The sequence below is a fragment of the Citrobacter pasteurii genome (genome assembly GCF_019047765.1).
In the GTDB taxonomy this organism is placed as follows: Bacteria; Pseudomonadota; Gammaproteobacteria; order Enterobacterales; family Enterobacteriaceae; genus Citrobacter; species Citrobacter pasteurii.
On record NZ_CP077262.1, the window covers coordinates 3,668,675 to 3,691,075 of the forward strand.

At 54.8% G+C, this 22,401-nt stretch carries 23 protein-coding genes and 1 riboswitch; of the genes, 11 read left to right on the forward strand and 12 right to left on the reverse strand.

Annotation, left to right across the window (positions count from 1 at the left end):
- The first annotated feature begins 1 nt into the window (after position 1).
- The 5 genes from cecR (at position 2) to I6L54_RS17920 (ending at position 5,748) form a co-directional block, all read left to right on the forward strand.
- Complete coding sequence (cecR, locus tag I6L54_RS17900) at positions 2-679, forward strand: transcriptional regulator CecR (protein ID WP_040230429.1); 678 nt, start codon at positions 2-4, stop codon at positions 677-679.
- Positions 676-1,671, forward strand: a complete 996-nt coding sequence (gene hlyD / locus I6L54_RS17905; protein WP_005123716.1) for a secretion protein HlyD — start codon at positions 676-678, stop codon at positions 1,669-1,671. The genes cecR and hlyD overlap by 4 nt, the downstream gene beginning before the upstream one ends.
- Positions 1,664-3,400 carry an ATP-binding cassette domain-containing protein gene (locus tag I6L54_RS17910; RefSeq protein ID WP_040230427.1) on the forward strand — a complete coding sequence of 579 codons (1,737 nt, stop codon included), beginning with the start codon at positions 1,664-1,666 and terminating at the stop codon, positions 3,398-3,400. The genes hlyD and I6L54_RS17910 overlap by 8 nt, the downstream gene beginning before the upstream one ends.
- Positions 3,393-4,526, forward strand: a complete 1,134-nt coding sequence (locus I6L54_RS17915) for an ABC transporter permease (protein ID WP_040230426.1) — start codon at positions 3,393-3,395, stop codon at positions 4,524-4,526. The genes I6L54_RS17910 and I6L54_RS17915 overlap by 8 nt, the downstream gene beginning before the upstream one ends.
- Before the next feature lie 115 nt (positions 4,527-4,641).
- Complete coding sequence (locus tag I6L54_RS17920; RefSeq protein ID WP_005123723.1) at positions 4,642-5,748, forward strand: ABC transporter permease; 1,107 nt, start codon at positions 4,642-4,644, stop codon at positions 5,746-5,748.
- On the opposite strand, the gene I6L54_RS17925 is transcribed toward I6L54_RS17920, so the two are convergent.
- The gene (locus I6L54_RS17925; protein ID WP_040230425.1) at positions 5,710-6,120 is read right to left on the reverse strand and encodes a YbhQ family protein; all 411 of its coding nucleotides are present in this window, start codon (positions 6,118-6,120) and stop codon (positions 5,710-5,712) included. The genes I6L54_RS17920 and I6L54_RS17925 overlap by 39 nt on opposite strands.
- Positions 6,121-6,251: 131 nt before the next feature.
- Between I6L54_RS17925 and I6L54_RS17930 the strand changes: the two genes are divergently transcribed.
- Together I6L54_RS17930 and clsB are read left to right on the forward strand one after the other, a co-directional pair.
- Positions 6,252-7,013, forward strand: coding sequence for an endonuclease/exonuclease/phosphatase family protein (locus tag I6L54_RS17930; protein ID WP_040230424.1), 762 nt, complete (start codon positions 6,252-6,254; stop codon positions 7,011-7,013).
- Positions 7,010-8,251, forward strand: a complete 1,242-nt coding sequence (clsB, locus tag I6L54_RS17935) for a cardiolipin synthase ClsB (protein ID WP_040230423.1) — start codon at positions 7,010-7,012, stop codon at positions 8,249-8,251. Before I6L54_RS17930 ends, clsB begins: the two co-directional genes overlap by 4 nt.
- A gap of 156 nt (positions 8,252-8,407) precedes the next feature.
- Here the strand turns inward: clsB and I6L54_RS17940 are convergent, their stop codons facing one another.
- From I6L54_RS17940 to moaA, 6 genes are all read right to left on the reverse strand, one after another.
- Positions 8,408-9,112 carry a Bax inhibitor-1/YccA family protein gene (locus tag I6L54_RS17940; RefSeq protein WP_040230421.1) on the reverse strand — a complete coding sequence of 235 codons (705 nt, stop codon included), beginning with the start codon at positions 9,110-9,112 and terminating at the stop codon, positions 8,408-8,410.
- A gap of 44 nt (positions 9,113-9,156) precedes the next feature.
- The gene (gene moaE / locus I6L54_RS17945; RefSeq protein ID WP_005123732.1) at positions 9,157-9,609 is read right to left on the reverse strand and encodes a molybdopterin synthase catalytic subunit MoaE; all 453 of its coding nucleotides are present in this window, start codon (positions 9,607-9,609) and stop codon (positions 9,157-9,159) included.
- A 1-nt stretch (position 9,610) separates the two neighbouring features.
- Complete coding sequence (moaD, locus tag I6L54_RS17950) at positions 9,611-9,856, reverse strand: molybdopterin synthase sulfur carrier subunit (RefSeq protein WP_005123735.1); 246 nt, start codon at positions 9,854-9,856, stop codon at positions 9,611-9,613.
- Positions 9,849-10,334 carry a cyclic pyranopterin monophosphate synthase MoaC gene (gene moaC / locus I6L54_RS17955; protein ID WP_040230419.1) on the reverse strand — a complete coding sequence of 162 codons (486 nt, stop codon included), beginning with the start codon at positions 10,332-10,334 and terminating at the stop codon, positions 9,849-9,851. The genes moaD and moaC overlap by 8 nt, the downstream gene beginning before the upstream one ends.
- Positions 10,335-10,336: 2 nt before the next feature.
- Positions 10,337-10,849, reverse strand: a complete 513-nt coding sequence (gene moaB, locus I6L54_RS17960; protein ID WP_040230416.1) for a molybdenum cofactor biosynthesis protein B — start codon at positions 10,847-10,849, stop codon at positions 10,337-10,339.
- A gap of 19 nt (positions 10,850-10,868) precedes the next feature.
- Complete coding sequence (gene moaA, locus I6L54_RS17965; protein WP_040230413.1) at positions 10,869-11,858, reverse strand: GTP 3',8-cyclase MoaA; 990 nt, start codon at positions 11,856-11,858, stop codon at positions 10,869-10,871.
- A riboswitch (molybdenum cofactor riboswitch) is annotated at positions 11,846-11,991 on the reverse strand. Its footprint overlaps the gene before it by 13 nt.
- Before the next feature lie 289 nt (positions 11,992-12,280).
- Here moaA and yvcK point away from each other — a divergent pair.
- Positions 12,281-13,189 (forward strand): uridine diphosphate-N-acetylglucosamine-binding protein YvcK, encoded by a 909-nt coding sequence (gene yvcK / locus I6L54_RS17970; RefSeq protein WP_005123744.1) that lies wholly within the window; start codon positions 12,281-12,283, stop codon positions 13,187-13,189.
- Between the two features lie 152 nt (positions 13,190-13,341).
- On the opposite strand, the gene uvrB is transcribed toward yvcK, so the two are convergent.
- On the reverse strand, positions 13,342-15,363 hold the full coding sequence (uvrB, locus tag I6L54_RS17975; protein WP_005123745.1) for an excinuclease ABC subunit UvrB: 2,022 nt from the start codon (positions 15,361-15,363) through the stop codon (positions 13,342-13,344).
- Between the two features lie 768 nt (positions 15,364-16,131).
- Here uvrB and I6L54_RS17980 point away from each other — a divergent pair.
- Positions 16,132-16,854 carry an ABC transporter ATP-binding protein gene (locus I6L54_RS17980; protein WP_005123752.1) on the forward strand — a complete coding sequence of 241 codons (723 nt, stop codon included), beginning with the start codon at positions 16,132-16,134 and terminating at the stop codon, positions 16,852-16,854.
- Here I6L54_RS17980 and bioD read toward each other — a convergent pair.
- The 4 genes from bioD to bioB are packed head-to-tail and all read right to left on the reverse strand — an operon-like array spanning position 16,820 to position 20,444.
- On the reverse strand, positions 16,820-17,518 hold the full coding sequence (gene bioD / locus I6L54_RS17985) for a dethiobiotin synthase (RefSeq protein ID WP_040230412.1): 699 nt from the start codon (positions 17,516-17,518) through the stop codon (positions 16,820-16,822). The genes I6L54_RS17980 and bioD overlap by 35 nt on opposite strands.
- Positions 17,481-18,266, reverse strand: a complete 786-nt coding sequence (gene bioC, locus I6L54_RS17990; RefSeq protein ID WP_005123754.1) for a malonyl-ACP O-methyltransferase BioC — start codon at positions 18,264-18,266, stop codon at positions 17,481-17,483. Before bioC ends, bioD begins: the two co-directional genes overlap by 38 nt.
- Positions 18,253-19,407: an 8-amino-7-oxononanoate synthase gene (bioF, locus tag I6L54_RS17995; RefSeq protein WP_040230409.1), complete on the reverse strand. Its 1,155-nt coding sequence runs from the start codon at positions 19,405-19,407 to the stop codon at positions 18,253-18,255. The genes bioC and bioF overlap by 14 nt, the downstream gene beginning before the upstream one ends.
- Complete coding sequence (gene bioB, locus I6L54_RS18000) at positions 19,404-20,444, reverse strand: biotin synthase BioB (RefSeq protein WP_040230407.1); 1,041 nt, start codon at positions 20,442-20,444, stop codon at positions 19,404-19,406. Before bioB ends, bioF begins: the two co-directional genes overlap by 4 nt.
- Before the next feature lie 76 nt (positions 20,445-20,520).
- Here bioB and bioA point away from each other — a divergent pair, with 76 nt between their 5' ends.
- Positions 20,521-21,810 carry an adenosylmethionine--8-amino-7-oxononanoate transaminase gene (gene bioA, locus I6L54_RS18005; protein ID WP_005123758.1) on the forward strand — a complete coding sequence of 430 codons (1,290 nt, stop codon included), beginning with the start codon at positions 20,521-20,523 and terminating at the stop codon, positions 21,808-21,810.
- Between the two features lie 57 nt (positions 21,811-21,867).
- Positions 21,868-22,344, forward strand: a complete 477-nt coding sequence (locus tag I6L54_RS18010; protein ID WP_005123759.1) for a kinase inhibitor — start codon at positions 21,868-21,870, stop codon at positions 22,342-22,344.
- Positions 22,345-22,401 lie beyond the last annotated feature (57 nt).

Consider the following 22,401-nt stretch of genomic DNA (forward strand, 5'->3'; position numbering starts at 1 on the left):
CATGAATACACCCACCATGACAACCAAAGGTGAACAGGCGAAAAATCAGCTCATTGCCGCCGCGCTGGCGCAGTTTGGCGAGTATGGTCTGCACGCCACAACGCGCGATATCGCCGCACAGGCCGGGCAAAATATCGCGGCTATCACCTACTATTTTGGCTCAAAAGAGGATTTATATCTCGCCTGCGCCCAGTGGATTGCGGATTTTATCGGCTCAAAGTTTCGCCCACACGCTGAAGAAGCCGAGCGTCTGTTTGCCCAGCCAGAGCCGGATCGTGGCGCGATGCGCGAATTAATCCTGCGCGCCTGCAAAAATATGATCATGTTGCTCACCCAGGACGACACCGTAAACCTGAGCAAATTTATCTCGCGTGAACAGCTTTCACCCACCGCGGCTTATCAACTGGTGCACGACCAGGTTATCAATCCGCTGCATACACACTTAACGCGCCTGATTGCTGCTTATACCGGCGGCGATGCCAATGATACCCAAATGATTCTGCATACCCACGCCATACTCGGCGAGGTGCTGGCCTTTCGTCTGGGGAAAGAAACCATTCTGTTGCGTACGGGTTGGTCACAATTTGATGAAGATAAAACCGCGCTGATTGACCAAACGATCACCTGTCACATCGATCTTATCCTACAAGGCTTAACGCAAAGGAGTCTGGAGTCATGAAAAAACCTGTCGTGCTCGGGCTGGTTATCGCGGCCCTCGTTGCCGTGATTGCCGGTGGAACGTGGTGGTACCAAAGTCGACAAGATAACGGCCTGACGTTGTACGGCAATGTCGATATCCGTAGCGTCAACCTGAGTTTTCGCGTTGGCGGCAGGCTGGCCTCACTGGCGGTTGACGAAGGCGATGCTATTACAGCCGGTCAGGTGCTGGGTGAACTGGATCACGCCCCGTATGAAAACGCGTTAATGCAGGCGAAAGCCAATGTTGCCGCCGCGCAGGCGCAATACGATCTGATGCTGGCCGGGTATCGCGCTGAAGAGATCGCCCAGGCGGCAGCGGCCGTCAAACAGGCGCAGGCCGCCTATGATTACGCACAGAACTTTTATAATCGACAGGTAGGATTGTGGAAAAGCCGCACTATCTCCGCTAACGACCTGGAAAACGCCCGTTCATCACGCGATCAGGCGCAAGCCTCGTTGAAATCCGCACAGGACAAACTCACCCAATATCGCAGCGGTAATCGTGTGCAGGACATCGAACAGGCGAAAGCCACGCTCGAACAAGCTCAGGCCCAGCTTGCGCAGGCAGAACTCAATTTACATGACACCACGCTAATCTCCCCGTCTGACGGCACGCTACTCACCCGTGCGGTAGAGCCAGGCAGCATGCTGAACGAAGGCGGCACGGTGTTGACGCTGTCGCTTACGCGTCCGGTTTGGGTTCGCGCCTACGTAGATGAGCGGAATCTGAGCCAGGCGCAGCCGGGACGTGAAATCCTGCTCTACACCGATGGCCGTCCGGACAAACCGTATCACGGCAAAATCGGCTTCGTGTCGCCTACTGCCGAGTTTACGCCGAAAACGGTTGAGACTCCTGACCTGCGCACCGATCTGGTGTATCGCCTGCGTATTGTGGTGACCGACGCGGACGATGCGCTGCGCCAGGGAATGCCGGTAACGATCAAATTCAGTGACGAGGCACGGCATGAATGATGCCGTCATTACGCTCAAAGGGCTGACAAAAAACTTTACCGGAATGGAAAAACCGGCCGTTGCCCCGCTCGACTGCACCGTACATGCAGGCTACGTGACCGGACTTGTCGGGCCGGACGGCGCGGGGAAAACCACGTTGATGCGCATGCTGGCGGGATTGTTAAAACCCGATGCCGGAAGTGCTGCAGTAATTGGCTTCGATCCCATCAAGGACGACAGCGCGCTGCATGCGGTGCTGGGCTATATGCCGCAGAAATTTGGTCTGTATGAAGATTTGACCGTCATGGAGAACCTCAATCTCTATGCTGATTTACGCAGCGTCACCGGTGAAGCGCGAGAAAAAACCTTTGCCCGGTTACTGGAGTTTACCTCGCTGGGGCCATTTACCGGACGACTGGCCGGCAAACTTTCCGGCGGCATGAAACAGAAGCTCGGGCTGGCCTGTACGCTGGTCGGCGAACCCAAAGTGTTGCTGCTGGATGAACCGGGTGTCGGTGTCGACCCCATCTCCCGTCGCGAACTGTGGCAAATGGTGCACGAACTGGCGGGGGATGGCATGTTGATCCTCTGGAGCACTTCGTATCTGGATGAGGCAGAGCAGTGCCGCGATGTGTTGCTGATGAACGAAGGGGAACTGTTGTACCAGGGCGATCCCACTCAACTGACGCAAACCATGGCGGGTCGCAGCTTCCTGATGAGCAGTCCGCAGGAAAATAACCGCCGGCTGCTGCAACGCGCCTTAAAACTGCCGCAGGTGAGCGATGGGATGATTCAGGGGAAATCTGTCCGTTTAATCCTGAAAAAAGCAGCCACTGCGGACGATATTCGTCGGGCAGACGGCATGCCAGAGATTAACATCAGCGAAACGACTCCCCGCTTCGAGGATGCCTTCATTGATTTACTGGGTGGTGCCGGAACATCGGAGTCCCCGCTGGGCGCGATCCTGCATACCGTGGAAGGAACGCCAGGTGAAACGGTGATCGAAGCCAAAGCACTAACCAAGAAATTTGGCGATTTTGCCGCGACTGACCACGTAGACTTTGCCGTTCAGCGCGGCGAGATTTTTGGCCTGCTAGGGCCTAACGGCGCGGGTAAATCTACGACCTTTAAAATGATGTGCGGCCTGCTGGTTCCCACCTCCGGCAAAGCGCTGGTGCTGGATATGGATCTGAAAGTCAGCTCCGGCAAAGCGCGCCAGCATCTGGGCTATATGGCGCAGAAATTCTCGCTGTACGGCAACCTGACCGTTGAACAGAATCTGCGCTTTTTCTCCGGCGTCTATGGCCTGCGCGGTCGGGCACAGAAGGAGAAAATCGATCGTATGAGCGAGGCATTCGGTCTGAAGAGCATCGCGTCTCACGCCACCGACGAACTGCCGCTGGGCTTTAAGCAGCGCCTCGCGCTGGCCTGCTCGCTGATGCATGAACCCGATATCCTGTTCCTCGATGAACCCACTTCCGGGGTCGATCCCCTCACCCGTCGGGAGTTCTGGCTGCATATCAACAGCATGGTGGAAAAAGGCGTCACGGTGATGGTGACCACCCACTTTATGGATGAGGCGGAGTACTGCGATCGCATCGGGCTGGTGTATCGCGGCAAACTAATTGCCAGCGGTACGCCGGACGACCTGAAAGCTCAGGCTGCCGACAACGACACGCCGGATCCGACGATGGAACAGGCGTTTATCACGCTAATCAATGACTGGGATAAGGAGCACGCACATGAGTAATTCCGCTCTCTCCTGGCGTCGCGTACGCGCGCTGTGCGTGAAAGAGACCCGCCAGATCGTCCGCGATCCCAGCAGTTGGCTGATTGCAGTGGTGATCCCGCTGCTGCTGCTGTTTATCTTCGGCTACGGGATCAACCTCGACTCCAGCAAGTTACGGGTAGGGATTTTGCTCGAACAGCAAAGCGAAGAGGCACTGGATTTTACCCATACAATGACCGGCTCGCCGTATATTGACGCCACCATCAGCGATAACCGTCAGGAATTGATTGAGAAAATGCAGGCCGGGCGCATTCGCGGGCTAGTGGTGATCCCGGTGGATTTTGCCCAGCAGATGGCGCGACCAAACGACGTGGCACCGTTCCAGGTGATCACCGACGGTAGTGAACCCAATACCGCCAACTTTGTGCAGGGTTATGTCGAAGGCATCTGGCAGATTTGGCAGCAACAGCGGGCGGAAGATCGTGGGGAATCGTTCGAGCCCTTGATCGACGTACAGACCCGTTACTGGTTTAACCCGGCGGCCATCAGCCAGCATTTTATTATTCCCGGAGCGGTAACCATCATAATGACGGTCATTGGCGCGATCCTCACCTCATTAGTGGTGGCGCGTGAATGGGAACGCGGAACCATGGAAGCGCTGCTGTCTACGGAAGTCACCCGCGTCGAACTGCTGCTATGCAAACTGATCCCGTATTACTTTCTGGGCATGCTGGCGATGCTGCTGTGTATGCTGGTGTCGGTGTTTATTCTTGGCGTGCCCTATCGCGGTTCGTTGCTGATCCTGTTTTTCATTACCAGTCTGTTTCTGCTGAGTACGCTCGGCATGGGTCTGTTGATTTCGACTATCACCCGCAACCAGTTTAACGCCGCGCAGGTCGCGCTGAACGCCGCTTTCCTGCCCTCGATTATGCTGTCAGGTTTTATCTTCCAGATAGACAGCATGCCCGCGATTATCCGGGCGGTAACCTACATTATTCCGGCGCGTTATTTTGTCAGCACCCTGCAAAGCCTGTTTCTGGCGGGAAATATTCCTGTGGTGCTAATTGTCAACGTGCTGTTTTTAATCGCTTCGGCGGTAATGTTTATTGGCCTGACGTGGCTTAAAACCAAACGTCGGCTGGATTAAATATGTGTATGGATAATTGTAGCCGTAGGCCGGATAAGGCGTTCGCGCCGCCATCCGGCATTATGCCTGATGCGCTTGGCTTATCAGGCCTACAAACTGGACTGAGAGGACGGGCATGTTTCATCGCTTATGGACGTTAATTCGCAAAGAGCTGCAATCGCTGTTACGCGAACCGCAGACGCGAGCCATTCTGATTTTACCGGTGCTGATTCAGGTGATCCTGTTCCCGTTCGCGGCGACGCTGGAAGTGACCAACGCCACGATCGCTATCTATAACGAAGACAACGGTAAACATTCGGTGGAGTTAACCCAACGCTTCGCCCGCGCCAGTGCCTTTACGCATGTTCTGCTGCTGAAAAGCCCAGAGGAGATTAAGCCGACTATCGACACACAAAAAGCCTTGCTGCTGGTGCGCTTCCCGGCCAATTTTTCGCGCAACCTGGACACCTTCCAGCAGGCTCCCATGCAGATTATCCTCGACGGGCGTAACTCCAACAGCGCGCAAATTGCCGCCAATTACCTGCAGCAGATCGTTAAGACGTATCAGTTGGAGCTGATGGACGGCAAGCCGAAACCGAACAACAGCGAGCTGGTCGTGCGTAACTGGTATAACCCGAATCTGGATTATAAATGGTTCGTGGTGCCGTCGCTGATCGCCATGATCACCACTATCGGCGTAATGATCGTCACCTCGCTGTCGGTTGCCCGTGAGCGCGAACAAGGCACGCTGGATCAGCTACTGGTCTCCCCGCTTACCACCTGGCAGATTTTCATCGGCAAAGCAGTTCCCGCGCTGATTGTAGCCACCTTTCAGGCCACCATTGTGCTGGCGATCGGCATCTGGGCTTATGACATTCCATTTGCCGGTTCACTGGGGCTGTTCTATTTCACGATGGTGATTTACGGACTGTCGTTGGTCGGGTTTGGTCTGCTGATTTCATCGCTGTGCGCCACTCAGCAGCAAGCGTTTATCGGCGTGTTTGTGTTTATGATGCCGGCGATTTTGCTCTCAGGTTACGTCTCGCCGGTCGAAAATATGCCGGTGTGGTTGCAGAATCTGACGTGGATAAACCCAATCCGCCATTTTACGGACATTACGAAACAGATTTACCTGAAGGATGCGAGTCTGCAGATTGTCTGGGAAAGTTTGTGGCCGCTGTTGGTGATAGCGGCCACAACCGGCTCAGCGGCGTATGCGATGTTTAGACGTAAGGTGATGTAGCTTTTTATCTTTCGCCAGCAGCGAGACCACGGCGGGTCCGGCCAGGATCACCAGCCCCGCCAGTGCCAGCAAGACGTTGTTTTGCAGCACGCGCGACAGTAACCACAGCACGATCATCGCAGCACCGAAATACCACGTGGTGGTGAGTTCTTCCAGCACATCCGCTACGTCGCGCCAGCGTTGTTCATGGTGACGTTGCAAGGCCAGCATTAAGATAACCGTTACGCCGTAAACGACGCATAATCCCAGGCCGACGCGCACCAACGTGCCGCTCATCCAGCCCATTACCAGCAACGCCACTACCAGTAAATGCAACACAATCTGCCAGCAACTTAGACCCGTTGCGACACGAACACGTTGTTGCCACCTCATGGCTTTTCTCCTGAAGGATTTTCAACTAATTGTTCAGAGTACCGGACTTTACGGAAAATTCCGCAACACTGCATCTTTTTGTGACGATGACTACACTATTTTATTTAGGAAGTGACGCCAATGGGAGGCTCATGAGCGGATCGGGAGTTCAATTTTCATTCAATGTGCTCACCATTAATACTCACAAAGGGTTCACCGCCTTTAACAGACGCTTTATTTTGCCCGAGCTGCGGGATGCCGTCAGGGCAGTTGGCGCAGATATTGTGTGCCTGCAAGAAGTGATGGGTGCGCACGAAGCTCACTCATTGCGCATTGAGAACTGGCCGGATACTCCCCATTACGAATTTCTGGCGGACACAATGTGGAGCGACTTCGCCTACGGGCGTAACGCTGTGTACCCGCAGGGGCATCACGGTAATGCGGTGCTGTCGCGGTATCCCATTGAGCATGATGAGAATCGCGATGTGTCGATCGACGCGAGTGAAAAGCGCGGGGTGCTTTACTGCCGTATCGCGCCGCCAATGCTCTCTCACCCCATTCATGTCATGTGCGTACATCTCGGTTTACGCGAAGCTCACCGCCAGGCCCAGCTCGCGATGCTGGCTGACTGGGTCAATGCCCTGCCCGACGCGGAGCCGGTGGTGATCGCTGGAGATTTCAACGACTGGCGGCAAACGGCCAATCACCCGTTGAAAACCAGAGCCGGACTTGACGAGATTTTTACCCGCGCCCACGGTAGCCCGGCGCGCACGTTTCCGGTGCAGTTTCCCCTGCTGCGTCTGGACAGGATCTATGTGAAAAACGCGAATGCCAGTACCCCAACAACGCTGGCGCTGCATCACTGGCGACATTTGTCCGATCATGCTCCCCTGAGTGCGGAGATTCAGTTATGAAAAATGGCTGGCGTGAAGGCAATCAAATTCAACTGCTGGAAAACGGCGATCAATACTATCCCGCCGTTTTTGACGCCATTGAACAGGCACAACAAAAAATTATCCTCGAGACCTTTATCTGGTTTGAAGATGCGGTCGGAAAACAGCTGCATACCGCGTTGCTCGGTGCCGCCCGGCGGGGAATAAAAGCTGAGGTACTGCTGGATGGCTACGGTTCACCGGATCTTAGCGACCGTTTTGTTGAGGAGCTGACCGCAGCCGGCGTTGTCTTCCGCTACTACGATCCACGTCCGCGCCTGTTCGGTATGCGCACCAATCTCTTTCGCCGGATGCATCGCAAAATAGTGGTCATTGACGATCGCGTTGCTTTTGTCGGCGGCATCAATTATTCCGCTGAACATATGTCTGATTACGGCCCGGAGGCCAAGCAGGATTACGCCGTCCGCGTTGAGGGCCCTGTCGTGACCGATATCCTGACATTCGTGCTGGAGAATCTACCGGGGCAAAGCGCGGTACGACGCTGGTGGCGACGTCATCATCGGGCCATCGACAATCATCGCCCCGGCGAAGCACAGGCACTGTTTGTCTGGCGCGATAACGAAGAACATCGTAATGATATTGAACGCCACTATCTGAAAATGCTGACCCAGGCACGGCGGGAAGTGATCATCGCCAATGCCTATTTCTTTCCTGGCTATCGCCTGCTGCATGCCCTGCGTAAAGCGGCACGACGCGGCGTGCGGGTAAAACTCATCGTCCAGGGTGAACCGGATATGCCGATTGTAAAAGTGGGTGCCCGCCTGCTGTACAACTATCTGGTTAAAGGCGGCGTCCATGTTTATGAATACCGCCGTAGGCCTCTGCACGGCAAAGTGGCGCTGATGGATGACCACTGGGCAACGGTCGGTTCCAGCAATCTCGACCCACTGAGCCTGTCGCTGAATCTGGAAGCCAATCTCATTATTCATGACCGTGCTTTCAATCAGATCCTGCGCGACAACCTGAATCCAATTATTGCAGATGACTGCCAGCGGGTTGATGAATCAATGTTACCCAGACGCACCTGGTGGAACCTGACCAAAAGCGTGCTGGCCTTCCACTTTTTACGCCACTTCCCGGCGCTGGTCGGCTGGCTACCGGCACACACTCCGCGCCTGACTGAAGTGGAGCCGCCAGCACAACCTGCGATCGAAACACAAGATCGCATTCAAACCGAAGATGCAGGAGGAAAAACCTGATGGCGAAGTCGGACGAAAAAGCTGCGGGTAAAAACGAGAAGGCGATGGCGAAATGATGGTGTATATAGTGCCGGATGCGGCGTAACGCCTTATCCGGCCTACTTTCGATACCAAGCGGTAGGTCGGATAAGCGCAGCGCCATCCGGCAACAGACAATTAACGACGATTGCCGAAGATACGCAGTAGCATCAGGAACAGGTTGATGAAATCCAGATACAGCGTTAACGCCCCAAGAATGGCGTATTTCCTCAGGTTGGAACTGTCGCGCAGGTCAATTTGCTCACCGATATTTTTCAGCTTTTGCGTGTCATAGGCGGTCAGACCGACAAATACGATCACCCCAATGTAGGTCACCGCCCACATCAGCGCTTCGCTCTTCAGCCAGAAGTTAACCAACGAGGCCAGCACAATACCGATCAGCGCCATAAACAGCATGTTGCCAAAGCCGCTGAGATCGCGTTTAGTGGTGTATCCGTACAGGCTCATGATACCGAACATCCCGCCGGTAACCACGAAGGTGCTGGCGATAGACGAGTAGGTATAAACGATAAAAATACTCGATAGCGTCAACCCGGTTAACGCCGAATAGAGCATGAACAGCGTCGTTGCCATTCCAGCACTGAGCTTTTGCACCATTCCCGACAGGACAAATACCAGCGCCAGTTGCGCAATGATCAGCCCAAAGAAGGTGATCTTGCTGGAGAAAACAAACATCATCACCGCAGGCGTATTCGCCGCATACCAGGCGATAAACGCCGTCAGCAACAGCCCGCAGGTCATCCAGCCATAGACCTGCGCCATGTAGGTTTGCAGGCCGGAACGGGCCTGCACAATAGAATCGGATCGTGGGAATCGGTCCATGACAATCTCCTGAATCAGTTTGAGCCTAACACAAGTGTACTACTCTACCAGCGTTTTGCTGCTAGCTTATCACTGTCGCGGGCATCAACCCAGCGCTCACCTTCCGGCGTAGCCTCGCGCTTCCAGAATGGCGCGCGAGTTTTCAGGTAATCCATAATGAACTGCCCGGCATCAAACGCGCTGCTGCGATGCGCGCTGGTCACGCCAACAAAAACAATTTCGTCACCCGGCCACAGTTCGCCAATGCGATGAATCACCGTCACACGACCCAACGGCCAGCGCGAACGCGCTTCGTCGACAATCTCCGCCAGCGCTTTTTCGGTCATCCCTGGATAGTGTTCCAGCGTTAACGCCTGCACGCTGTCACCGAGATTGTGGTTGCGGACTTTACCGGTGAAAGTGACCACCGCGCCGTCTTCATCACGCTCGGCAAGCCAGGGATACTCATCCCCGACGCGAAACGGCGCAGGGCCAACAACAATTCGCGTTTCAGCCATCTTAGCCTCCGGTTACCGGTGGGAAGAAGGCCACTTCGTCCCCGGCGTTAAGGGGATGGTCAAAATCGACCAGCGTCTGGTTTACCGCCGCCAGCAGCTTGCCGTCTTCCAGCGCCAACGCCCAACGATCGCTTTTTGCCGCAAGATGCTGGCGCAGTGCTTCTACCGTTGGAAATTCAGCCGTCACCTCTAGCATATCGGTGTTGACCAGTTCTCGCACCTGAGCAAAGAAAAGAACCTTAATCATGCGCATCCACCTTAAAATCTCCCGACTTGCCGCCGCTTTTTGCCAGCAGGCGCACCGGACCAATCACCATATCCTTTTGCACCGCTTTACACATATCGTAGATGGTCAACGCCGCAACGGAGGCCGCCGTTAACGCTTCCATTTCAACGCCGGTTTTCCCGGTCAGGCGACACAGCGTTTCAATGCGTACGCGGCTATGCTCCGGCTCGGCGTGCAGATTGACTTCCACCTTGCTCAGCATCAGCGGATGACACAGCGGGATAAGATCCCAGGTACGTTTGGCGGCCTGAATACCCGCAATACGCGCCGTGGCGAAAACGTCGCCCTTATGGTGGCTGCCGTCGATAATCATCGCCAGCGTTTCGCTACGCATGGTCACGAATGCTTCTGCACGCGCCTCGCGTACGGTTTCCGCCTTGGCGGAGACATCCACCATATGCGCTTCGCCAGCGGCGTTAATATGAGTCAGTTGCGACATACTTATTTCTTCAAATGTGGGTGGAAATTACACGGACGCGTACGGGCATCAAGCTGCGGCGCAATGATATTTTCCCAGGCGGTACGACACGCTTTGGTCGACCCCGGCATGGCGAAAATCAGCGTTTTATTGGCGACTCCGGCAATCGCCCGGGATTGCAGCGTCGCGGTACCAATCTCCTCAAAGGAGAGCATACGGAACACTTCGCCGAAGCCTTCGACTTCTCTGTCAAACAGCGGCAGCAGCGCTTCCGGCGCCTGATCGCCTTCGGTTAACCCAGTGCCGCCGGTGATGAGCACCACCTGCACATCGTCACTGGCAATCCAGGCTGAAACCTGAGCGCGAATCGCATAGCGGTTCTCTTTGACAATCGCCTTATCAACAATCTGATGACCCGCTTCTTGCGCCGAGTCACGCAGATAATGGCCGGAGGTGTCATCTTCTTCGCCACGACGGTTGGAAACAGTAAGAATAGCAATGCGTGTCGGGATAAATTCAGCGCTTACCTGACTCATGAGAAACTCCTTTTAGCGATCAGCCGCCAATGTAAGATAAGTTTTGCGTAATACCGGTATTGTTCTGATGTAAGAAATGGGTCTGCTTTTTCTCCAGCAACGCGGCAGAGATACGTTCTTCAAGCGCAGCCTGCTGGGCGTCGTCGGTCAGCAAATCACGCAAGTTCACCCCGCCTTCACCAAATAAACACAGATGAAGTTTGCCGACGGATGAAATACGCAGGCGATTGCAGGTGGCGCAGAAGTCTTTCTCATAAGGCATGATCAGACCAATTTCGCCGGCATAGTCAGGATGACAGAAAACCTGAGCCGGGCCGTCGCTGCGCTGGCGTAACTGGTGGATCCAGCCGCGTTTAAGCAGTTCATCGCGCAGTACCTGCCCGGAGATATGGTGTTTGCGGAAGAGCGAGCTGCCCTCACCCGTTTCCATCAGTTCAATAAAACGTAGCTGAATCGGCCGTGGTTGAACCCAGGCGAGGAAGGTGTCCAGTTGATGATGGTTTACGTCGCGCATCAGCACGGTGTTGACTTTCACTTTTTCAAAACCGGCATCGAAGGCGGCGTCAATGCCTGCCATCACCTGTTGAAACTTGTCCTGTCCGGTAATGGCGTGAAACTGACGAGCATCCAGGCTGTCGACGCTCACGTTGAGCGCGGTCAGCCCGGCATCGCGCCAGGCGGCGGCATCGCGCGCCAGACGATAACCATTGGTGGTCACCGCAATCTGACGGATGGCGTCGTTTTCACGTACGGCGGCGATAATGTCGGTAAAATCGCGACGCAGTGACGGTTCGCCCCCCGTCAGGCGCACTTTCTCCGTTCCCAGACTGGCGAACGCGCGCGTGACGCGACGAATTTCATCAACGGTTAAAAAGCCGTTATTGGTGACCCCGCCGGGCTTATAGCCATCCAGCAGGCAGTAGGTGCAACGGAAGTTACACACATCGGTAATCGACAAACGTAAGTAGTAAAACTTACGCGCGAATGCATCGGTAAGTTGAGAGCCCATGTACACCTTTCCAAATACGGGAGGCGAAGTCATTTCTTCCTGCGCCCTGGTGACAATCGTATTCACGTATCGTCACGGCCAAAGCACCGTATCATTTGACCCAGGTGCAGAGGCTAGAGTGTTTATACTCGTCATACTTCGAGTACATTGTGGTTATGCCGATACTAGCGTGTAAATGACGCTTTTGCCATGTACACTTTCGCTGTATAAATATGTATATAGCGGCATGATCGTGCATTTTCGCTACAGAATAAGCAAAAACCACAGTTTTGCATTGATATACATCATCTTGCTGTCAGGTCGATATCGTCAGAAAGGGGTAGATCGCAGAAAATTATTTTCTGCAGATGACGACTGGATAATTGCTGAAAACACGCTATTTACGTTACTGTAACGCCGATCAATTGATATCAGGAATAACTATGCGCACTCGTACGCTGGCAGATCTGGATCGCGTTGTCGCTCTCGGCGGAGGGCATGGATTAGGACGCGTTCTGTCATCACTTTCCTCTTTAGGTTCACGCCTGACGGGCATCGTCACGACCACCGATAACGGCGGTTCCACGGGGCGAATTCGCCGTTCAGAAGGCGGCATTGCCTGGGGAGACATGCGGAACTGCCTCAACCAGTTAATTACCCAACCAAGCGTCGCATCGGCGATGTTTGAGTATCGTTTTGGCGGTAATGGCGAACTTTCCGGCCATAACCTCGGAAATCTGATGTTAAAGGCGTTGGATCACCTGAGCGTGAGGCCTTTGGAGGCGATAAATTTAATTCGTAGCCTACTGAAAGTGGACGCACATTTAATTCCCATGTCAGAACTACCGGTGGACCTGATGGCGCTCGACGATCAGGGACATGAAGTGTATGGCGAAGTAAATATCGACCAGCTCACTACCCTGCCGCAAGAATTAATGCTCTCACCTAAAGTTCCCGCCACGCGAGAGGCGATTGAAACCATCGCCGAAGCGGATTTGATTCTGATAGGACCAGGCAGTTTTTACACCAGCCTGATGCCGATCCTGCTGCTAGACGAGCTGGCGCAGGCGTTACGTCGCACACCGGCTCCAATGGTTTATATCGGCAATCTGGGACGCGAACTCAGCCTGCCTGCCGCCAGCCTGACGCTTGCCGATAAGCTGGCCATCATTGAGCAATATGTTGGTAAGAAGGTGATTGATGCGGTGATTGTCGGACCAAAAGTCGATGTTTCCGCCGTGACCGACCGCATTGTGATTCAGGATGAACTGGAGGCCAGCGATATTCCCTACCGTCATGACCGTCAACTGCTGCATAGCGCGCTGGAGAAAGCGGTGCAGGCGTTAGGTTGAACGTATTTGCCTGATGCGCTGCGCTTATCAAGCCTACAAAAACGCGCTGCGCCGCCATCCGGCACCAAACACGGCCTGGTGCGCTGCGCTTATCAGGCCTACAGGTGCGCTTGTAGGCCGGATAAGGGGTTTACCCCGCATCCGGCACCCACCTACGATGCCGCGATAAACAGCTCGCGCAACTGATGCAACTGGTCACGGATCTGCGCGGCCTCTTCGAACTCAAGGTTCTGCGCATGCAGCATCATCTGACCTTCTAACTCGTGAATCTTCTGCTGCAGCGCTTTCGGCGTCATGTCCAGCTCAACAACCTCGGATTTCGCCCCGGCACGCGACTTCCCTTTACCTTTCGCTTTGGTCTTCGCAATATTCTGACCCAACGCCAGAATATCAACGACTTTCTTGTTCAGCCCCTGTGGCGTAATACCGTGCTCTTCGTTGTAGAGCTGCTGTTTCTCACGACGGCGTTCGGTTTCACCAATCGCTTTGGCCATTGAGGCGGTAATTTTATCGCCGTAGAGAATCGCTTTACCGTTGATGTTACGCGCCGCTCGACCGATGGTCTGGATAAGCGATCGTTCCGAACGCAGGAACCCTTCTTTGTCTGCATCCAGAATCGCCACCAGAGAGACCTCAGGCATGTCCAGGCCTTCTCGCAACAGGTTGATACCCACCAGCACGTCAAACTCGCCCAGGCGCAAATCACGAATGATTTCCATGCGTTCCACGGTATCAATGTCGGAGTGCAGATAGCGCACCCGCTCGCCGTGCTCTTCAAGGTATTCGGTGAGGTCTTCCGCCATGCGTTTGGTAAGTGTCGTCACCAGCACGCGTTCGTTAATCGCCGCACGGGTGCGGATCTCAGACAGCAGGTCATCAACCTGTGTCGCCACCGGACGAACTTCAATGACCGGGTCCAGCAGCCCGGTCGGCCGCACCACCTGATCGACCACATCCTCACCGGATTTCTCCAGCTCATAATTGCCCGGTGTCGCTGAGACATAAATGGTTTGCGGTGCCAGCGCCTCAAACTCTTCAAACTTCAGCGGACGGTTATCCAGCGCCGACGGCAGACGGAATCCATACTCAACCAGCGTCTCTTTTCGTGCCCGGTCGCCACGGTACATCCCACCAATTTGCGGAATCGTAACGTGGGATTCATCCACCACCAACAGGCCATCGGCGGGCAGGTAATCAAACAGCGTCGGCGGCGGCTCGCCCGGACCGCGTCCGGACAGATAGCGTGAATAGTTTTCAATCCCCGAGCAGTAACCCAGCTCGTTCATCATTTCCAGATCGAACTGCGTACGCTGGCTTAAACGCTGTTCTTCCACCAGCTTGTTGTTCGCCAGCAGGATTTTGCGGCGCTCCGCCAGCTCGACTTTAATTTCTTCCATTGCCTGCACAATACGTTCGCGCGGCGTCACGTAATGGGTTTTCGGGTAAATGGTGAAGCGCGAAATAGCGGATTCAACCTGCCCGGTCAGCGGGTCAAACAGCGACAAGCGCTCAACTTCTTCATCAAACAACTCGACGCGTAGCGCGATATCGTCAGATTCGGCCGGAAAGATATCGATCACCTCACCACGCACGCGGAACGTCCCGCGCTGGAATGCCTGATCGTTACGCGTGTATTGCAGTTCAGCAAGCCGGCGCAGGATCGCACGCTGATCGATAATCATCCCCACCGTCAGGTGCAACATCATCTTCAGATACAGATCCGGATCGCCCAGACCATAGATCGCGGAAACCGAGGCCACCACCACCACATCCCGCCGTTCAAGCAGGGCTTTGGTCGCCGACAGGCGCATCTGTTCAATGTGTTCGTTTACCGACGCATCTTTCTCGATAAAAGTATCCGAGCTCGGGACATAAGCTTCCGGCTGATAATAGTCGTAGTAGGAGACGAAATATTCCACTGCGTTATCCGGGAAGAACTCTTTCATCTCACCGTACAGCTGAGCAGCAAGCGTCTTATTGGGAGCCAGCACCATGGTAGGACGCTGCAAGTCCGCAATCACGTTGGCGATAGTGAATGTCTTCCCCGACCCCGTCACCCCGAGCAGCGTCTGATGCGCCAGACCATCCTCCAGCCCTTCTTCCAGGCGACGAATCGCCTCAGGCTGATCGCCAGAGGGTTTAAAAGCGGAATTCAGTTTGAACGGTTTACTCATGAGCAGCTACCTGAAGCAATGGGCGGGCAGGTGTGTAATTTTACCCGCAGCAGTATATTTTGCCAGTAAAATATACTGGATGAAAAAACAGTAACACACCAGAATATTTCTGTTACGCCATCAGAATGCCCGTCAGAGCAGGCTAAAATTTTGGCACTGGCGGGATAAAACACCAGTAAAAATGTGTTATCCCCAAACCAATGACTTTTTTAACATTTGTCAAGACGGCAGATGAAAGTTTTATGGCAACGCATGACACTTCCGCGACAGCCATTGCTTTTATCTAACATTCTGTATTTCAATAACTATTCTCTCGAGCCGTCTTTCGCATCAATTTAGTCGCAGGCCGCGTCTTCTCTCGCTTACATTGTGTTTTCTAACTCTAATACACAAGGTTATCCACAGGAATAGTGGATAACTGCCTCCAGCCCGTGCTGACTGCCGCCTGGCAAAAACACCGACTTGCTCTTTTCGAGTGGGATAAAAAAAAATTATCGCCATTTTTTTATATTTATCAGCTAACGAAGCCCTGGAGGTGGTCGAGATCTTGCTCGCATTTTCACCATTTACCTGCCTGCACCATCCCGACGCGACCAGGCACTGGCAATGTGCGCAAAATTAACCCGTATCGTTAAAAACCAGATATCGCTGCCGGTGGATCACGCTATCCCGCTGTTTTTCGCGCATTTCCCATTTGTGGCAAGAGATTTGCAATTTTCTTCTGCTCCCCGGCCTGTCGGGCGGATAACTTCATGATGGAGAAAATCTATGTTGAGTCTTCGCGCAGTGAATCACTATTACGGTAACCAGCACACGCTATGGGATGTGGATCTCGACCTGCAGCCCGGCAAGTGTACCGGTGTGCTGGGACTTCCGGGGATGGGGAAAACGACGCTGGCCAATTGCATCATCGGCAATTTGCCTATTGAAAGCGGTACGATGGTCTGGCATCAGGCAGGCGCACCACCGTGCGATCTGAGCCCGATCCCAGCGGCAAATCGCATTGCGCTGGGTATTAACTCCGTTTCACAACAGAGACGGATTTTTTCGCAGCTGACGGTCGAGGAAAATCTGCATATTGCGCGCCAGGCGGTTGAGGAAAGCGAAACGATGAACAGCAGCGATATATACCGCCTCTTCCCACAGTTATACAGTCTGCGTCAGACCAAAGGGGTTGCCTTATCAGAGGATAATCAGCACCAGCTCGCGCTCGCCAGCGCGCTGGTTACACGCCCACGCCTGCTGATCCTCGATGAGCCTACGCGAGGAACGGGTCAGGCGTATATCCACAAGCTGGGGAACCTGATTGTGAGGCTAAGCCAGGAGTTGGGCATCGCCATTATGCTCGCAGAGCAAAGCCTGCCGTTTATTCGTCGGGTCGCTGATTGCTATTGCCTGTTACATCGCGGACGCAATGTGGCCCAGGGACAACTGGGGCAGCTCAACGACCCGTTTCTTAACGGCTGGATGGCGCCAGAGGCAAAACGCTAAGGTCGAGGTAATGCCCTGTCGTTGCGCGTTCTGGCTCGTCTTCCAGCCATGGGATCTCCCCCAGCAGCGGGGCCGGAATCGCGCGTTTCAGCGTTGCCATATATTCAGAATGGCGTTTCCCTGGCGGAGCCACATCATTGGCGACCCACCCCGCCAGCGTCAACCCAACCTGTTGTACCGCTTGCGCAGTCAGAATGGCATGGTTGATGCAGCCAAGCTTGACGCCAACCACCAGAATCACCGGCAGTTGTTCTGTTTGTACCCAGTCAGAAAAACTCAGCGTGGGTGAAAGCGGCGTAAACCAACCGCCAGCGCCCTCCACCAGCACCCAGTCAGCCTGCATTCGCAGCGCCTGTAAACCAGCAGACATCACTGAGGCCAGAATCGGTCGCCCTTCATCAGCGCTGATGATATGCGGTGACGTGGGTTCGGCAAAGGTATAGGGATTGATTGCCGTATAATTCACTGCCACAGCGCTGTTGCGCTGCAGGGCAAGGGCGTCAGAGTTTCGCAGACCATCTGCCGTCATTTCACTCCCAGAGGCTACAGGCTTATAGCCGACCGTTCGATAACCCAATTGCCCCGCTGCCTGCAGGAGCGCACAGCTGGCAATTGTTTTACCAACCTCAGTGTCCGTCCCGGTGACAAAATACGTTCTGGTCACGTTGAATTACTCCTAAAAAAAGTTGATACGTCAGCGGGTATTTTCCCTGCACAGAGGGCCAGGCTAACTGTAACTGCTGCAGTTGTGAACGGGTCAGTACGCGCTGTTCGCGTCCATCATGGAGATGCGTCGCACCGATCCCTTTGAGCGAGCGCATGGCGCTCAACGCGTCATCAAACCACAGTGTCACCGTATGAAGCTGATACTCAACGTCCCAGCCATGCAGAGCCTTTTCAAGTTGCTCCACGGGCAAGAAACGGTTGGTGTGCTCCCGGTCATCTACCGCTTGCCACGCCCGGCGTAATTCAGGCATCGAACCATGTGCCAACGTACTAAACGCCACCGTGCCTCCGGGGCGCACAACCCGGCAAAGCTCGTTTAGCGCCCCGCGTAAATTATCGCACCACTGAACCGCCAGATTGCTCCAGGCCAGGTCAAAGGTGGCGGCGTTTTGTGGGATGGCTTCAATATCCGCCAGCAGATAGTGGTGGGCAGCATTTTTCCGCTGTGCCTCTGCCAGCATTTGTTCAGAAAGATCCAGTGCGCTGACTTCGCTTCCCTGCTCACGCCAGTAGCGACTCATGCGCCCAGGGCCGCACCCCGCATCCAGTACCCGTGCATAATCCCGTTCACCAAGTAGCGCCAGCAAGGCGTCGGCGCTTTGACACTGTAGCCCGGCATGTTGCTCATAGCGGGAAGCAGCGCGTCCAAATGCGGCAGCAATGGCCTGTTTATTAACCTGCGCCATGCAGCACCTCCAGTAAACAGTCGATATCTTGGCATTCATGCGCCTGCGTCAGCGTCAGCCGCAATCTGGCTGTGCCGACCGGTACCGTAGGAGGCCGGATGGCGGTCACCCAACAACCTTGAGCGCGTAAAGCCTCCGCCAGTTGCAGCGCTTTATGGTTATCGCCCACGATCAATGGCTGGATGGCACTGTCTGAGTTTGCCAGCGTGAAATCCGCAATATCCAGGCCAGCACGAAAACGTTGGATTAACATAGCCAGTTTTTCCCGGCGTTCATCGCCCTCACGACTGCGGATCACTGCCAGCGCGGCACGCAATGCCTGCGCCTGAGCAGGCGGCATGCTGGTGCTGTAAATCAGATGACGGGCAAATTGCAGCAGATAATCAGCCACGCTGTCTGAACACAGGATTGCCGCGCCGCTGACGCCAAATCCCTTACCAAATGTCACCACCAGCAGTTCAGGTTTGACCTGCGAGTGCCAGCATGATCCGCGACCTTCTTCACCAGTGACACCGATACCGTGCGCATCATCCACCAGCAACCAGGCCCCCTGGCGTTGCGCTGCGGCATGGATATCCGCCAGCGGTGCGCTATCGCCATCCATGCTGAATACGCCTTCAGTCACCACGAGCTGCTGCCCCGGACAAGGGGCTGACAGCAGACGAGCCAAATGTTGCGGGTCGTTATGGGTAAAACGGCGTAACACGGCGGGACTCAGACTGGCCGCTTCCAGCAACGACGCATGGCTGAGTCGGTCGGCAACAATCCGATCCTCTTTGCCCATCAGCGCGGTGATCACCGCCTGATTAGCGGCAAAACCGGAGATGAACAACAGTGCCCGGGAATAGCCCAGCCAGTGGGCCAGTTCTTCTTCCAGCGCCTGATGCGCAACCGAATAACCGCTGACATGACCCGAGCCGCCGCTGCCGACGCCAAACCGTTCTGCCCCCTGCTGCCACGCACACACAATATGCGGGTGGTGGCTTAAGCCAAGGTAGTCGTTGCTGGAGAAATTCAGATACTGGCGACCATCAGCCTGCAGCCAACGACCGGCGCCCTGCGTCACTGCATAGCGACGACGCAGGGCATCGGCAGCACAACGCGCTGCCAGCGCATCGTCGATTTTTTGTTGCCAGGTCATACGGTTGCCGCGTTGTAGTAATCGTCGGTATCCGGAGTACGCAGCGCCTGCTCCAGGCGTTGCTGCTGTTCGTTATCGCCCGCCAGTACCGCCGTTTGTTGCGGATTCAGACCGAGTTTGCGGAATAAAAGCAGATCTTTGTCTTCGTTCGGGTTGGGTGTAGTGAGCAGTTTGCAACCATAGAAAATCGAGTTGGCCCCAGCCATAAAACACATTGCCTGGGTTTGTTCGTTCATCTGCTCGCGCCCGGCGGAAAGACGCACATACGAGGTCGGCATCATGATGCGCGCGACGGCGATAGTGCGAATAAAATCAAACGCATCGACATCGTCGTTATCAGCCAGCGGCGTGCCTTTTACTTTCACCAGCATGTTGATGGGGACGCTTTCCGGCGGGGTTGGCAGATTCGCCAGTTGCAGCAGCAGACCCGCGCGATCGGTGACCGTTTCCCCCAGCCCCACAATCCCGCCGGAGCACACTTTAATGCCCGCCTCACGCACTTTATCCAGCGTATCCAGGCGCTCCTGATACGAACGGGTGGTGATGATATTGCCGTAAAATTCCGGCGAGGTGTCGAGGTTGTGGTTGTAGTAGTCCAGACCCGCATTGGCCAGACGCTGAGCCTGGGTTTCGTCCAACGTGCCCAGCGTCATACACGCTTCCAGCCCCAGCGCTTTTACGCCCTGAACCATCTGTTCCAGGTAAGGCATATCGCGTTCGTGAGGATTCTTCCACGCCGCGCCCATGCAAAACCGCGTTGAACCTGCCTGCTTCGCCTTACGCGCGGAATCCAGAACCTGCTCAACTTCCATCAGACGCTCGGTTTCCAGACCGGTTTTATAGCGGGAACTTTGCGGGCAGTATTTGCAGTCTTCCGGACAGGCACCGGTTTTAATCGACAGCAGCGTACTCACCTGTACCTGCCGCGGATCAAAATGCTGACGGTGCACTTGTTGCGCTTCAAACAGCAGATCCAGCAGGGGTTTTTCAAATAATTTGGTGACTTGCGACATTGTCCAGCGAGAAGTGTGAGCCATATTGATATACGTTTCGTTGTGAGTTTTGTGTAGACTCGTAAACCTAAATCTTTTTAATTTGGTTTACAAGTCGATTATGACAACGGACGATATTGCTTTTGACCAACGCCATATCTGGCATCCATATACCTCCATGACCTCCCCTTTGCCGGTTTATCCGGTAGCACGCGCCGAAGGTTGCGAACTGATTTTAGCCAACGGTGAAAGACTGATTGACGGCATGTCATCCTGGTGGGCGGCAATCCACGGTTACAATCACCCGCAACTGAACGCCGCGATGAAAACGCAGATTGATGCCATGTCACACGTGATGTTTGGTGGTATTACCCATGCCCCGGCCATTACATTGTGTCGCCAGTTGGTGGCGATGACGCCCGAGGCGCTGGAGTGCGTTTTTCTCGCGGATTCAGGTTCGGTTGCCGTCGAAGTGGCAATGAAAATGGCGCTGCAATACTGGCAGGCCAAAGGCGAAGCGCGTCAGCGTTTCCTGACGTTTCGTAACGGCTATCACGGTGACACCTTCGGCGCAATGTCGGTCTGCGATCCCGACAACTCAATGCATAGCCTGTGGAAGGGTTACCTGCCAGAAAACCTGTTCGCCCCAGCCCCACAGAGCCGTATGAACGGTGAGTGGGATGAACTGGATATGGTACCGTTCGCCCGCCTGATGGCCGCGCATCGCCACGAGATAGCGGCGGTGATCCTTGAGCCAATCGTACAAGGCGCTGGCGGTATGCGTATGTATCACCCCGAATGGCTGAAACGTATTCGTAAGATGTGTGACCGTGAAGGTATCCTGTTGATTGCCGATGAAATCGCCACCGGGTTTGGTCGCACCGGCAAGCTGTTTGCCTGTGAACACGCCGATATTACGCCAGATATTTTGTGCCTCGGCAAAGCGTTAACCGGCGGGACAATGACCCTTTCCGCGACCCTGACCACCCGCCTGGTCGCAGAAACCATCAGCAACGGTGATGCTGGCTGCTTTATGCACGGCCCAACTTTCATGGGTAATCCACTGGCCTGCGCCGTCGCCTCCGCCAGCCTGTCGCTGCTCGAAACCAATGAATGGCGCTCGCAGGTCGCGGCCATTGAAGCGCAGCTGTGGGCAGAGCTCGCCCCAGCGGCGGACTCCCGTTGGGTCGCCGATGTCCGCGTGCTTGGCGCCATCGGCGTAATCGAAACCACCCAGCCGGTAAATATGGCAGCACTACAGAAGTTCTTTGTCGATCAGGGCGTGTGGATAAGACCGTTTGGTAAGCTCATCTATCTGATGCCGCCGTACATTATTCAGCCTGAGCAGTTGCGCCGCCTGACGCAGGCCGTCAATGAGGCTGTGCGCCATGCAACATTTTTTAGCGATTAATCAGCGGTAAGCTCTACGGTTTCTGGCTACACTTTTTGGCTAACGAGAGGAGTCAGTATGAAACTAATCAGCAACGATCTGCGCGATGGGGAAAAGCTACCACATCGCCACGTCTTTAACGGCATGGGGTATGACGGGGATAATCTTTCGCCACATCTGGCATGGGATGACGTACCCGCTGGGACCAAAAGCTTTGTCGTGACCTGCTACGATCCTGATGCGCCAACCGGCTCCGGCTGGTGGCACTGGGTGGTGGTTAACCTGCCTGCAGATACCCGGGTTTTACCACAAGGGTCTGGCTCCGGACTGGTTGCACTGCCGGATGGGGTGATTCAAACCCGTACGGATTTTGGTAAAGCGGGCTATGGCGGCGCAGCGCCGCCGAAAGGGGAAACCCATCGCTATATCTTTACGGTCCATGCGCTGGATGTGGAGCGTCTTGATGTCGATGAAGGTGCCAGCGGCGCGATGGTCGGATTTAATGTCCATTTCCACTCGCTCGCCAGCGCCTCGATTACAGCGATGTTTAGTTAATCTCTGTGCCGGATGGCAACGCTGACGCGTTTTATCCGGCCTACGAGCTGGTTTGTA